Annotated in this window: 12 protein-coding genes and 1 tRNA gene; 3 read left to right on the top strand and 10 right to left on the bottom strand. The window is 70.0% G+C overall.

The genetic code is table 11. From position 1 onward, the window contains the following. Complete coding sequence (locus ACZ4MH_RS15590; protein WP_351597039.1) at nt 1–363, top strand: VOC family protein; 363 nt, start codon at nt 1–3, stop codon at nt 361–363. A gap of 69 nt (nt 364–432) precedes the next feature. On the opposite strand, the gene ACZ4MH_RS15585 is transcribed toward ACZ4MH_RS15590, so the two are convergent. Then, nucleotides 433–1,119: a TetR/AcrR family transcriptional regulator gene (locus ACZ4MH_RS15585; RefSeq protein ID WP_351597042.1), complete on the bottom strand. Its 687-nt coding sequence runs from the start codon at nt 1,117–1,119 to the stop codon at nt 433–435. A 7-nt stretch (nt 1,120–1,126) separates the two neighbouring features. Further along, nucleotides 1,127–2,128, bottom strand: a complete 1,002-nt coding sequence (locus tag ACZ4MH_RS15580) for an acyl-CoA desaturase (RefSeq protein ID WP_351597045.1) — start codon at nt 2,126–2,128, stop codon at nt 1,127–1,129. Between the two features lie 256 nt (nt 2,129–2,384). Between ACZ4MH_RS15580 and ppc the strand changes: the two genes are divergently transcribed. Continuing rightward, nucleotides 2,385–5,159: a phosphoenolpyruvate carboxylase gene (gene ppc / locus ACZ4MH_RS15575; protein WP_467754532.1), complete on the top strand. Its 2,775-nt coding sequence runs from the start codon at nt 2,385–2,387 to the stop codon at nt 5,157–5,159. 86 nt (nt 5,160–5,245) lie between these two features. Here the strand turns inward: ppc and ACZ4MH_RS15570 are convergent, their stop codons facing one another. The 7 genes from ACZ4MH_RS15570 to ACZ4MH_RS15540 form a co-directional block, all read right to left on the bottom strand. Further along, nucleotides 5,246–5,767 carry a hypothetical protein gene (locus ACZ4MH_RS15570; RefSeq protein WP_351597047.1) on the bottom strand — a complete coding sequence of 174 codons (522 nt, stop codon included), beginning with the start codon at nt 5,765–5,767 and terminating at the stop codon, nt 5,246–5,248. A gap of 81 nt (nt 5,768–5,848) precedes the next feature. Continuing rightward, nucleotides 5,849–6,442 (bottom strand): aminoacyl-tRNA hydrolase, encoded by a 594-nt coding sequence (pth, locus tag ACZ4MH_RS15565; RefSeq protein ID WP_351597049.1) that lies wholly within the window; start codon nt 6,440–6,442, stop codon nt 5,849–5,851. A gap of 103 nt (nt 6,443–6,545) precedes the next feature. Next, the gene (locus tag ACZ4MH_RS15560; RefSeq protein WP_351597052.1) at nt 6,546–7,133 is read right to left on the bottom strand and encodes a 50S ribosomal protein L25/general stress protein Ctc; all 588 of its coding nucleotides are present in this window, start codon (nt 7,131–7,133) and stop codon (nt 6,546–6,548) included. 202 nt (nt 7,134–7,335) lie between these two features. Beyond that, nucleotides 7,336–8,310 (bottom strand): ribose-phosphate diphosphokinase, encoded by a 975-nt coding sequence (locus tag ACZ4MH_RS15555; protein ID WP_351597055.1) that lies wholly within the window; start codon nt 8,308–8,310, stop codon nt 7,336–7,338. Nucleotides 8,311–8,416: 106 nt separating this feature from the next. Further along, the gene (gene glmU / locus ACZ4MH_RS15550; protein ID WP_351597058.1) at nt 8,417–9,898 is read right to left on the bottom strand and encodes a bifunctional UDP-N-acetylglucosamine diphosphorylase/glucosamine-1-phosphate N-acetyltransferase GlmU; all 1,482 of its coding nucleotides are present in this window, start codon (nt 9,896–9,898) and stop codon (nt 8,417–8,419) included. 119 nt (nt 9,899–10,017) lie between these two features. Beyond that, a tRNA-Gln gene (locus ACZ4MH_RS15545) sits at nt 10,018–10,088 on the bottom strand. Then, nucleotides 10,089–10,871 carry a hypothetical protein gene (locus ACZ4MH_RS15540; RefSeq protein ID WP_351597061.1) on the bottom strand — a complete coding sequence of 261 codons (783 nt, stop codon included), beginning with the start codon at nt 10,869–10,871 and terminating at the stop codon, nt 10,089–10,091. Nucleotides 10,872–11,028: 157 nt separating this feature from the next. On the opposite strand from ACZ4MH_RS15540, the gene ACZ4MH_RS15535 reads away from it, so the two are divergent. After that, on the top strand, nt 11,029–12,522 hold the full coding sequence (locus ACZ4MH_RS15535; protein WP_351597064.1) for a sensor histidine kinase: 1,494 nt from the start codon (nt 11,029–11,031) through the stop codon (nt 12,520–12,522). Nucleotides 12,523–12,669: 147 nt separating this feature from the next. On the opposite strand, the gene ACZ4MH_RS15530 is transcribed toward ACZ4MH_RS15535, so the two are convergent. Then, nucleotides 12,670–13,200 carry an SUKH-3 domain-containing protein gene (locus ACZ4MH_RS15530; protein ID WP_351597067.1) on the bottom strand — a complete coding sequence of 177 codons (531 nt, stop codon included), beginning with the start codon at nt 13,198–13,200 and terminating at the stop codon, nt 12,670–12,672. Between the last annotated feature and the right edge of the window lie 8 nt (nt 13,201–13,208).

Raw genomic sequence — 13,208 nt, 5'->3', positions numbered from 1 at the left:
ATGATCACCGGCCTCGACCACGTCCAGCTCGCCGCGCCACCCGGAACGGAGACCGCGCTGTGCGCCTACTACGAAGGCGCCCTGGGCATGACCCGCGTCCCGAAGCCGGCCGCGCTCGCCGGGCGCGGAGGATGCTGGTTCGAGGCCGGCGCCATCCGCCTGCACCTCGGCATCGACGAAGCCTTCCGGCCGTCCCCCAAGGCCCACCCGGCCTTCCTCGTCACCGACCTCGACACCGTCGCCGCCCGCCTGACGGCCCACGGCGCGGACCTCACCTGGGACGACAACCTTCCGGGCCACCGGCGCTGCTACTCCCACGACCCTGTCGGCAACCGGCTGGAATTCCTCGAACCCCTGTCCTGACCCGGCGCGCGCGGGCCTCGTGCGCTGCTCACTCTTTTGGGTGAACTTTGTGACGGGAGTGACCAGAGGTCACGCCTTGCGATGGCCTATCAGCCGCGGTTTCGGCTCCAGGCCGTCCAGGCCGTGCCACGCGAGATTCACCAGATGCGCGGCGACTTCCGCTTTCTTCGGCTTGCGTACGTCCAGCCACCACTGGCCCGTCAGCGCCACCATCCCGACCAGCGCCTGCGCGTACAGCGGCGCCAGCTTCGGGTCGAAGCCGCGGGCCTTGAACTCCAGGCCCAGGATGTCCTCGACCTGCGTGGCGATGTCACTGATCAGCGACGCGAACGTACCCGTCGACTGGGCCACGGGGGAGTCCCGCACCAGGATGCGGAAGCCGTCGGTGTAGGTCTCGATGTAGTCCAGCAGCGCGAACGCCGCCTGTTCCAGCAGCTCGCGCGGGTGCCCCGCGGTCAGGGCACCCGTCACCATGTCCAGCAGCTGCCGCATCTCCCGGTCCACGACGACCGCGTACAGCCCTTCCTTGCCGCCGAAGTGCTCGTACACCACCGGCTTGGACACCCCGGCCTTCGCCGCGATCTCCTCCACCGACGTGCCCTCGAAGCCGCGCTCGGCGAACACCGTGCGTCCGATGTCCAGCAGCTGCTCCCGGCGCTCCTTACCGGTCATGCGGACCCGCCGCACACGCCGCGCGCCCGCGCCGGAAGACGCCTTGTCCTTACTGCCACTCACGCTGCTGCCATCGATTGCCACCCGTCAATCATGCCGCCTGGGCGGCCTTGTCCTTGCGGCGGGCGTCGTTCTCCTGACGCCGGGAGTCGATCCGGGAGGCGTTCGGCCAGCGCACGTCGTACGCCCAGCCCAGCTGCTCGAACCAGCGGATCAGCCGCGCACTGGAATCCAGCTGCCCCTTCAGCACGCCGTGCCGCGCACAGGTCGGGTCCGCGTGGTGCAGGTTGTGCCAGGACTCGCCACACGACAGGATCGCCAGCCACCACACGTTCCCGGAGCGGTCACGGGACTTGAACGGGCGCTTGCCCACCGCGTGGCAGATGGAGTTGATCGACCACGTGACGTGGTGCAGCAGCGCCACCCGCACCAGCGAGCCCCAGAAGAACGCCGTGAAGGCGCCCCACCACGACATCGTCACCAGCCCGCCGACCAGCGGCGGGATCAGCAGCGACACGGACGTCCACAGGACGAACTGGCGGGAGACCCGGCGGATCGCCGGGTCCTTGATCAGGTCCGGCGCGAACTTGTGCTGCGGCGTCTGCTCCTCGTCGAACATCCACGCCATGTGCGCCCACCACAGGCCCTTCAGCAGGGCCGGCACCGTCTCGCCGTAACGCCACGGCGAATGCGGGTCACCCTCCGCATCGGAGAACTTGTGGTGCCGGCGGTGATCCGCCACCCACCGCACCAGCGGCCCCTCCACCGCCAGCGACCCCATGATCGCCAGCGCGATCCGCAGCGGCCGCTTCGCCTTGAAGGACCCGTGCGTGAAATAGCGGTGGAAACCGATCGTGATGCCGTGGCAGCCGATGTAATACATCACCACCAGCAGACCCAGATCGAGCCAGCTCACCCCCCACCCCCAGGCCAGCGGCACCGCGGCCACCAGCGCCAGGAACGGCACGGTGATGAACAGCAGCAGCGCGATCTGTTCCACAGACCGTTTGCTGTCGCCGCCCAGCGTCGCGGGCGGCAGCGCGCTCTCGGCGGTTTTCGGGGATTTCTCGACGACTTCAGGACCAGCGGTCATGTGTGTCCCTCGCTGGGGTCGGAGGCATGGCTACGGTTCCGTAACCTACGGTCTCGTAAGTATGGCAGTGCCGCCACACCGTACAAGGGTGTGACCGGCCCGACAGCTCCTCTCACAGAGCGGACGGTATGACCGCCCGAAAAGCGGAGATCTATTCTTGAGGCGTCGGACAGCGCGGTCCGCAACCCGCCACCAGGGAGTGTCCACAAGACACCCACCAGCCCAGACGTGCTCAACACTGCAAGGAGCCGCACCTGTGAGCAGTGCCGACATCTCTCCCGACGCCGCCCAGCAGACCCCGCGCCCCGGGGCCGCCGACACGGCGGACGCCGGCAACGGCGCCCTGCGCGCCGACATCCGCCGCCTCGGCGACCTGCTCGGCGAGACCCTCGTACGCCAGGAAGGCCCCGAGCTCCTCGATCTGGTGGAACGTGTACGCGCCTTGACGCGTACCGACGGCGAGGCAGCCGCCGAGCTCCTCGGCGACACCGACCTGATCACCGCCACCAAGCTCGTGCGGGCCTTCTCCACGTACTTCCACCTCGCCAACGTCACCGAGCAGGTGCACCGCGGCCGCGAGCTGCGCACCCGGCGCGCCGCCGAGGGCGGCATCCTCGCCCGCACCGCCGACATGCTCAAGGACGCCGACCCCGAGCACCTCCGCGAGACCGCGGCCCACCTCGGCGTACGCCCCGTCTTCACGGCGCACCCCACCGAGGCCGCCCGCCGCTCCGTCCTCACCAAGCTCCGCAAGGTCGCCGAGCTGCTGGAGACCGCCGACACCGGCGACCGCCGCCGCGCCGACCTCCGCCTCGCCGAGAACATCGACCTGATCTGGCAGACCGACGAGCTGCGCGTGGCGCGCCCGGAGCCCACCGACGAGGCCCGCAACGCCATCTACTACCTCGACGAGCTCGGCCTCGGCGCCGTCGGCGACGTCCTGGAGGACCTGGCCGCCGAGCTGGAGCGGGCCGGCGTACAGCTGCCGCCCGGCACCCGTCCCCTCACCTTCGGCACCTGGATCGGCGGCGACCGCGACGGCAACCCCAACGTCACCCCCCAGGTGACCTGGGACGTCCTCATCCTCCAGCACGAGCACGGCATCACCGATGCCATGGAGCACATCGACGAGCTGCGCGGCGCGCTGTCGAACTCCATCCGCAACTGCGGCGCCACCGAGGAACTCCTCGCCTCCCTCCAGCAAGACCTGGAACTCCTCCCCGAGATCAGCCCCCGCTACAAGCGGCTGAACTCCGAGGAGCCCTACCGCCTCAAGGCCACGTGTATCCGCCAGAAGCTCGTCAACACCCGCGAGCGCCTGGCCAACGACACCCCGCACGTCACCGGGCGTGACTACCTCGGCACCGGCGAGCTCCTCGACGACCTCGCCCTGCTGCAGACCTCGCTGCGCGAACACCGCGGCGGCCTGGTCGCCGACGGCCGCCTGGAGCGCACGATCCGCACGATCGCCGCGTTCGGCCTCCAGCTCGCCACCATGGACGTCCGCGAACACGCCGACGCCCACCACCACGCCCTCGGCCAGCTCTTCGACCGCCTCGGCGAGGAGTCCTGGCGCTATGTCGACATGCCGCGCGACTACCGCCGCAAGCTCCTCGCCAAGGAACTGCGCTCGCGCCGCCCGCTGGCCTCCACCCCCGCGCCCCTGGACGCGGCCGGCGCCAAGACCCTCGGCGTCTTCGAGACCATCCGCAAGGCCAAGGCCACCTTCGGCCCCGAGGTCATCGAGTCGTACATCATCTCCATGTGCGCCGGCTCCGACGACGTCTTCGCCGCCGCCGTCCTCGCCCGCGAAGCCGGCCTCATCGACCTGCACGCCGGCTGGGCCAAGGTCGGCATCGTCCCCCTCCTGGAAACCACCGACGAGCTGAAGATCGCCGACCAGCTCCTGGACGAGATGCTGTCCGACCCCTCCTACCGACGCCTCGTCGCCCTGCGCGACGACGTCCAGGAGGTCATGCTCGGCTACTCCGACTCCTCCAAGTTCGGCGGCATCACCACCAGCCAGTGGGAGATCCACCGCGCCCAGCGCCTGCTCCGCGACGTCGCCCACCGGCACGGCGTACGGCTGCGCCTCTTCCACGGCCGCGGCGGCACCGTCGGCCGCGGCGGCGGCCCCTCCCACGACGCGATCCTCGCCCAGCCCTACGGCACCCTCGAAGGCGAGATCAAGGTCACCGAGCAGGGCGAGGTCATCTCCGACAAGTACCTCGTGCCGTCCCTGGCCCGCGAAAACCTGGAACTGACCGTCGCGGCCACCCTGCAGGCCTCCGCCCTGCACACCGCGCCCCGCCAGTCCGACGAGGCGCTGGCCCGCTGGGACGCCACGATGGAGAAGGTCTCGGACGCCGCACACGGCGCGTACCGGCGCCTGGTCGAGGACCCGGACCTCCCGGCGTACTTCTTCGCCTCCACCCCCGTCGACCAGCTCGCCGAGCTGCACCTCGGCTCCCGGCCCTCCCGCCGCCCCGACAGCGGCGCGGGCCTGGACGGCCTCCGCGCCATCCCGTGGGTCTTCGGCTGGACCCAGTCCCGCCAGATCGTCCCCGGCTGGTTCGGTGTCGGCACCGGCCTGAAGGCCGCCCGCGAGGCCGGCCTGGACTCCGTACTCGGCGAGATGCACGAGCACTGGCACTTCTTCCGCAACTTCCTGTCCAACGTCGAGATGACGCTGGCCAAGACCGACCTGCGGATCGCCCAGCACTACGTCGACACGCTCGTCCCCGACGAGCTCAAGCACGTCTTCGACGTCATCAAGGCCGAGCACGAGCTCACCGTCCAGGAAGTCCTGCGCATCACCCGGGAGAACGAGCTGCTGGAGGCCAACCCGGTCCTCAAGCAGACCTTCCGCATCCGCGACGCCTACCTGGACCCGATCTCCTACCTCCAGGTCTCCCTCCTCGCCCGCCAGCGCGAGGCCGCCCAGCGCGGCGAGGAAGCCGACCCGGTACTCGCCCGGGGCCTGCTGCTCACCGTCAACGGCGTGGCGGCGGGCCTGCGCAACACGGGCTGACCTCACGCGAGCGCCGGACGGGCGGAAAATCCAGCCCGTCCGGCGCTTGCGGACAAAGGGGCCGGCGCTTGGCGCCGGCCCCTTCTTCACAGCGTGAAGAAGGCGGCGACCAGCAGAGCGGCGCCCGCAAGCCCGACGGCCCACGCCGTCCGCCGCATCCGCAGCCCCCCGGCCACCACCAGCGAAGCCAGCAGCATCGCCCCGCCCAGCGGCGCCCACGCGTACAGGATGCCGCCCGGACCCGTACGCACCGCATGATCCGTACCGGGCTCCACCGTGACCTCGACCAGCTTCCCCTTCTCCGGGGCCGCCGCCTCCGCGAGCACGACCTTCGCCCGCCGCTTCCCGTCCCCGCCCGTTGGCACGTACGGACCCCAGCAGCGCTCCTCGCCGCACGACGCGACCGTCATCGTGCCGCGCTCCTTCGCCTGCACCAGCATCGCGTACTGCGCCGCGCTCCACGACGTCCACGCACCGGCCACCAACAGCAGCAGCGCGAGCAGCGCCATCAGCGCGTTCTTCACCACGAGCAGCGCCCCGAAGGCGCTCTCACCCGCCCGCCGGGTCCGGCTCCGCTTCTTGGTCCGCGTCGTACTGGTCCTGGACATGGCCGCGATCCTTGGCCATCCCCGCACACCTGGTCAACCTGAGCGGAACGCTTCGTCAGCCGTCGTCCCGCCCTGTCCGGCTCAGGAGTTGTACGCGCTTTGCGCCCGTTCCAGCCCCTCTGTGACCAGCGCCTCCACCGCGTCCGCCGCCCGGTCCACGAAGTAGTCCAGCTCCTTGCGCTCGGTGGACGAGAAGTCCTTCAGTACGTAATCCGCCACCTGCATCCGCCCCGGCGGACGCCCGATGCCGAACCGCACCCGGTGGTACTCGGCCCCCATCGACTTCGTCATCGACTTCAGCCCGTTGTGGCCGTTGTCCCCACCGCCCAGCTTCAGCCGCAGCACTCCGTAATCGATGTCCAGCTCATCGTGGACCGCCACGATGCGCGACACCGGCACCTTGTAGAAATCCCGCAGCGCCGTCACCGGACCACCCGACAGGTTCATGTACGACGACGGCTTCGCCACCACCACCCGCCGGCTCCCCGGCCCCGGAGGACCGATCCGGCCCTCCACCACCTGCGCCCGCGCCTTGTGCGCCTTGAACCGGCCACCCATCCGCTCCGCCAGCAGATCGGCGACCATGAACCCCACGTTGTGGCGGTTGCCGGCGTACTCGGGACCAGGATTCCCCAGCCCCACCACCAGCCACGGGCCCGCCGCGTCCTCACTCACAGCTGTACTCCTGTACGTCAGAAAAAACCGCCGCCCCGCTCGCAACGAACGGGACGGCGGCGGAAGAACCGGTGACGGTGACCCGTCAGAGGTGGTCCGAGGCTCAGGCCTCGGCGCCCTCCTCCTCGGTGCCCTCGGCGGGGGCCTCGGCCTGCGCGGCCACGACCTGCACCACGACGGCGTCGTCCTCGACGTCCAGGGAGACACCGGCGGGCAGCTTGACGTCCTTCGCCAGCACGGAGTCACCGGCGTCCAGGCCCGCAACCGAGACGGTGACCGACTCGGGGATGTGGGTGGCCTCGGCCTCGACCGGCAGGGTGTTCAGCATGTGCTCGAGCAGGTTGCTGCCCGGCGCCAGGTCACCCTCGACGTGGATGGGAAGCTCGACGTTGACCTTCTCGCCGCTGCGGACCAGCAGCAGGTCGACGTGGTTGATGATGCCCAGACGGATCGTGGCGCGCTGCACGGCCTTGGGGATCACCAGCTCCTGCTTGCCCTCGATGTCCAGGCTGATCAGGACGTTCGAGTTCTTCAGGGCCATCAGGGTGTCGTGGTGCGGCAGCGCCACGTGGCGCGGCTCGGCGCCGTGACCGTAAATGACGGCGGGAACCTTGTCCTCGCGACGCAGACGGCGGGCGCTGCCCTTGCCGAACTCGGTACGCAGCTCGGCGGAAATCTTGACCTCGGCCATAATGCACTCCTCGTAGTACTGAACGGACCTGCTGACCGTCACCCGGCCCACGACAGACCTGCTACGAAGAGCGCGTCGATAACGGACCGCCGTACCAAAAAGTACGGCCTCCCTCGCCGAGCAACTCCGTGAGTCTACCCGGCGGGGAGGCCGCCCCAGAAATCGATCTACGTGAGATACGTGAGATACGTCAGAGCAGTGCTCACTGCTCCTCGAACAGGCTCGTCACCGAGCCGTCCTCGAAGACCTCACGGATCGCACGGGCGACCGTCGGGGCCATCGACAGCACCGTGATCTTGTCCAGCTCCAGCTCACCCGGAGTCGGCAGCGTGTTCGTGAACACGAACTCGCTGACCTTCGAGTTCTTCAGACGATCGGCCGCCGGACCGGACAGGATGCCGTGCGTGGCCGTGACGATCACATCCGCCGCACCGTTCGCGAACAGCGCGTCAGCGGCCGCACAGATCGTGCCGCCGGTGTCCACCATGTCGTCGACCAGGACACACACGCGGTCCTTCACGTCACCCACGACCTCGTGGACCGTGACCTGGTTCGCCACGTCCTTGTCACGCCGCTTGTGCACGATCGCCAGCGGCGCGTCCAGCCGGTCGCACCAGCGGTCGGCCACCCGCACACGGCCCGCGTCCGGAGAGACGACCGTCAGCTTGTCCCGGTCCACCTTCGCGCCCACGTAGTCCGCCAGCACCGGCAGCGCGAACAGATGGTCCACCGGACCATCGAAGAAGCCCTGGATCTGGTCCGTGTGCAGATCCACCGTGACGATGCGGTCCGCACCCGCCGTCTTCAGCAGATCCGCCACCAGACGCGCCGAGATCGGCTCACGGCCGCGGTGCTTCTTGTCCTGACGGGCATAGCCGTACGAGGGGATGACCACCGTGATGCTCCGCGCGGAAGCCCGCTTCAGAGCATCGATCATGATGAGCTGCTCCATGATCCACTTATTGATGGGAGCCGTGTGGCTCTGCATCAAGAAGCAGTCCGCACCACGCGCCGACTCCTGGTAACGGATGTAGATCTCACCGTTCGCGAAGTCGAAAGCCTTCGTCGGGACCAGGCTGACACCCAGCTGGTAGGCAACCTCCTCCGCCAGCTCGGGGTGGGCGCGGCCGGAGAAGAGCATCAGCTTCTTCTCGCCGGTCGTCTTGATCCCGGTCACAGCAAATCTCCTTGCCAAGCTCTCAAACATGAGGGCGCTTTGCGTGCGCCGACCACGTTGCGTGCGCTTATCACGGTACGCCCCGCACGGCGCACCCGTTGCCCGGTCACTGCTCGCCCTCACTCTCCTGGCGAGCAGCCGAAGCGGCCTGCGCGGCGGCGCTTCCCGGTCGCTTACGAGCGACCCAACCCTCGATATTCCGCTGCTGACCACGCGCGACAGCCAGCGAACCCGGGGGCACATCCTTGGTGATCACGGAGCCCGCCGCGGTGTACGCGCCGTCCCCGACCGTGACAGGAGCCACAAACATGTTGTCCGACCCCGTCTTGCAGTGAGACCCCACCGTCGTGTGGTGCTTCGCCTCACCGTCGTAGTTCACGAAGACGCTCGCAGCACCGATGTTGGTGTACTCACCAATCGTCGCATCCCCGACATACGAAAGATGCGGCACCTTCGTGCCTTCCCCGATCTTCGAGTTCTTCATCTCCACATACGTGCCGGCCTTCGCCTTCGGGCCCAGCTCCGTACCCGGCCGCAGATACGCGTACGGACCCACGCTCGCCCCCGGCCCGACCCGCGCCCCGTCCGCCACCGTGAAGGACACCACAGCGCCCTCGTCGACGTACGTGTCCGCCAGCCGCGAATGCGGACCCACCTCCGCGAACGCCCCCACATGCGTACTGCCCAGCAGCTGCGTACCGGGGTGCAGGAGGGCATCCGGCTCGAACGTCACCGTCGCATCCACCCACGTCGACGCCGGATCCACCACCGTCACGCCACTGAGCATCGCGTCCCGCAGCAACCGGTCGTTCAGCAGCCGGCGCGCCTCCGCCAGCTGCACACGGTTGTTGATCCCCAGGATCTCCCGGTGATCGGCCGCGACCGCCGCACCCACCCGGTGCCCGGCCTCCCGCACGATCCCCAGCACATCCGTGAGGTACTCCTCGCCCTGGCTGTTGTCCGTCCGCACCTTGCCCAGCGCCTCGATCAGCAGCCGCGCGTCGAACGCGAACACGCCGGAGTTGATCTCCCGGACCGCCCGCTGCGCGTCCGTCGCGTCCTTGTGCTCCACGATGGCCGTCACGGCGCCGGTCGCCTCGTCCCGCACGATCCGGCCGTACCCGGTCGCGTCCGGCACCTCGGCCGACAGCACGGTGACGGCGTTGCCGTCGGCGGCGTGCGTCTCGGCGAGCGCGGTGAGGGTGGCGCCGGTCAGCAGCGGCGTGTCGCCGCACACGACGACCACGGTGCCGTCCAGCTCCACACCCGGCGCACCGGCCGCGCCGGATCCCCCGGAGGTCAGCTCTTCCAGCCCCATGCGGACGGCGTGCCCCGTGCCGTTCTGCTCGTGCTGCACGGCCGTACGGACGGACGCGTCGATCTCGCCGAGATGCGCGGTCACCTGCTCGCGGGCATGGCCCACGACCACGACAAGGTGTTCGGGGTCCAGCTCACGGGAGGCGGCGACGACGTGGCCGACGAGGGAGCGGCCGCAGATCGCGTGCAGGACCTTCGGGGTCGCCGACTTCATGCGGGTGCCCTCACCCGCTGCGAGAACGACGACGGCTGCCGGGCGGTTGGCGCTCACGGGGATGCCCTTCGGCTTCTTGGCTACTTCGGGTGGTGGACACCCGAAGGATACCGGTGCGTATTGCAGCCGAAACGCGGACGGGTCCCGACCTCGCGGTCAGGACCCGAACTTTTAGGCTCCCGGGGGAGGACTCGAACCCCCATGATCAGAACCAAAATCTGACGTCTTGCCCTTAGACGACCCGGGATTACCCTTGTGTCCGTTTCTCTGCTCGTGGATCACGGACGCCCCCTACTATGCCGTACCACCAGCCTTCGATGCGACGGTACAGATCGGCTCCTTGTCGCACTCGGATCGCCAGGCAGCCTCGGTACCCCTGGCCGGCGTTCCGTCGGACCGTCTTCGGGTTGTGCTTCTTGAGCGTCGTCTTGCCGAAGGTGGACACGTCGGTGCCGACCAGGTCCGCCCAGTACTGTTCCGCGGCGGCCACGTCGGCCGATTCGTGGATCAGTAGGCGGAAGTGGAGCCTCTCGCGCTCAACGCCCACGTGCTCCAGCCACGCGAGGTGGACCCGGATCACATCAGGGTCGCTGTTGATGAACTCGACGGCCTCGCTCAGGCGGTACGGCTTGCTCTTCACGCCCTCGGCCCAGTAGAGGGCGGCCCCGGCGATGAGCAGCTCACGGTCGGTCAGTCCGCCGATTTCCTGGGTGGCGGCCGCCTTCGTCCGCTGTCGTTGCGCGTCGCGGACCGCCGATTCGTGCTCCCAGCGTTTGCGGGCTGCGAGCTTCGCTTGTTCCGACGGTTCCCGCCGGCGCCGTTCCGGCTTCGGGAGATCCCGTACCCACAGGGAGATCGAGCTCTTCGAGCAGCCCAGCTCCAGTTGGATCTGGTCGTAGGTCATGCCCTGCGAGCGGAGCTCGCGGGCTCGGGCGCGGAGGTCGTCCTTCGCGTTGGGGTGGCGCCGGGGCCTGCGAGGAGTCACCGCCTTGTCGCGCAGGGACTCGAAGTCCGTGTGGGTGTTTGTCACAGTGCAAAGCGTCACGCCAGGTGGTGGACAGATGTGCCGAAAATGTGGGTCATTCGCTGCTTCGAGGGAAAGTCGCAGGTACTGGTCCGTAACGGGCGAGCTGCATGGTGGTGGGCGTGGCCGGAAATTGGGGGCGGGCGCCCGTAGGGTGGGCGGTATGACCGCGACGGGGGTAATGGGCGCCGGGGGCGTCAGGGGTGCGCCGGGTGGCGGGCCATGGTGGTGGGAGCGCCGCCGCAGCGCCGCGTTGGACGTGTGTCTGGCTGTCGCCTCGACGGTGGAGTGCGTCCTTGAGGGGGTGCAGTTCGCGCAGGAGTCCCGGCTGCCGATGGCGGCGGGGATCGCGCTCGGGCTGCTGGTCGGCCCGGTGCTGCTGTTGCGCCGCAAGTGGCCGATTGTCGTCGTACTGGTGTCGATCGCGGTGACGCCCGCGGAGCTGGGCGCGCTGCTGGGGATCGTGGGCCTGTACACGCTGGCGGCGTCGGACGTGCCGCGGCGGTTCACGGTGTTGCTGGCGGGGATGTCCGTCATCGGCACGTTGATCATCACGATCCTGAAGATGCAGCAGGACGTGGCGTCGCAGGAGGACTTCGACCCGCCGTGGTGGTTCGTGCCGTTGGTGTCGGTGGCGCTGGGGCTGGTGCTGACGGCGCCGCCGGTGCTGCTGGGGCTGTACGTGGGGGCGCGGCGGCGCCTGGTGGAGAGCCTGCGGGAGCGCAATGACGGCCTGGAGCGGGAGCTGATGCTGCTCGCGGAGCGCGCGGAGGAGCGTGCGGAGTGGGCGCGCAATGAGGAGCGGACGCGGATCGCGCGGGAGATGCACGACGTGGTGGCGCACCGGGTGAGTCTGATGGTGGTGCATGCGGCGGCGTTGCAGGCGGTGGCGCTGAAGGATCCGGAGAAGGCGTCGCGGAACGCGGGTCTGGTGGGGGACATGGGCCGGCAGGCGTTGACGGAGCTGCGGGAGATGTTGGGGGTGCTGCGTACGGGGGAGGGTGCGGCGGCGTCGGCGCGGGTGTCGGACGAGCCGGAGCGTCTGGTGGCGGTGGCGTCGAAGGTGTCCAGGGTGTCGCAGGCATCGGAGTCGTCGGAGGCGGCGCAGGCGGCGGGCGCGGCGGGTGCGGCCGGGGCCGGGTCCGGAGGGGTGCTGTTGGACGGTGCTCCGGGGGCGGTGCGGGCGCGGGCCGCGCGCGGTGGCTCGGCGTCAGCGTCGGTGTCGGGGGCGGAGGCCGAGGGGGAGGGGCCGTCGCTGGTCGAGGTGGCGGCGCTGGTGGATCAGTCGCGTGCGGCGGGCACGGTGGTGGAGCTGTCGGTGGAGGGGGAGTCGCGGGCGTACGGGCCGGGGGTGGAGCAGACGGCGTTCCGTGTGGTGCAGGAGGCGCTGACGAATGTGCACAAGCATGCGCCGGGGGCGCGGGTGCGGGTGCGGCTGGCGCATCGTGAGGGGGAGGTCGCGGTGCAGGTGGAGAACGGTCCGTCGGAGGGCGGTGCGGCGGACGCGGGTCTGCCGAGTGGGGGGAACGGCCTGGTGGGGATGCGTGAGCGGGTGTCCGGGCTGGGCGGTGTGTTCGTGTCGGGGGCGACGGAGGCGGGCGGCTTCCGGGTATCGGCGGTGCTGCCGGCGGGCGGTGGCGGGGGCGGGGAGCGGTAACGACGCGGTCGTACGCGGGTACTGCACGCCCGCACGCCCGCACGCCCGCACGTTCGGAGGCACGCGAGGCGAGGCGCACGCCGGCCCGCCCGCGCACCCGCCGGCCCCGCCCGGCCCGGTAAGGCCCCCGTCAGCCCGTCGCCCCCGTCAGTCCGTCGCCACCGTCAGGCGGGTCGGGCGGGTGCCCAGTACGAGGGTGGAGAGGGCCTGGTCGATGTCGTGGCCGAGGTACCAGTCGCCGGTGTGGTCGAGGCTGTAGACGCGGCCTTCGGCGTCGATGGCGAGGGTGGCCTGGCTGTCGGCCTCCCGGCCGAGCGGTGCGACCTGGGTGTCCAGGGCGCGGCCGAGGTCGCCGAGGGTGCGGGCGAGGTGGATGCCGTACAGCGGGTCGATCTCGAAGGGCGTGGGGGCGATGTGCCGGCCGGGTCCGGGTGCGCTGATGCGGAGGGTGCCGAATTCGGCCCAGGCTTCGACGGCGGCGGGGAAGACGGTGTGCCGGTGGCCGCCGGGGGAGGCGTACTCGCGGAGGGCGTCGGCCCAGCGTTCGGCCTGCTTGATGTCCCAGTGGCCGGGTTGCCAGCCGGCTTCGTGCAGGGCGGCGTCGACGGCGACGGGGAAGCGGGTGGTGTCCCCGGCGGCGCGGTCGTACGCGGTGGTGGAGGGGGGCGATGGGGTCATGGTGCGGT

It is taken from the genome of Streptomyces sp. NPDC026301 (assembly GCF_055567935.1).
The sequence above is the reverse complement of the archived record's forward strand: the minus strand, read 5'-3'. Positions and strand labels throughout refer to the sequence as shown.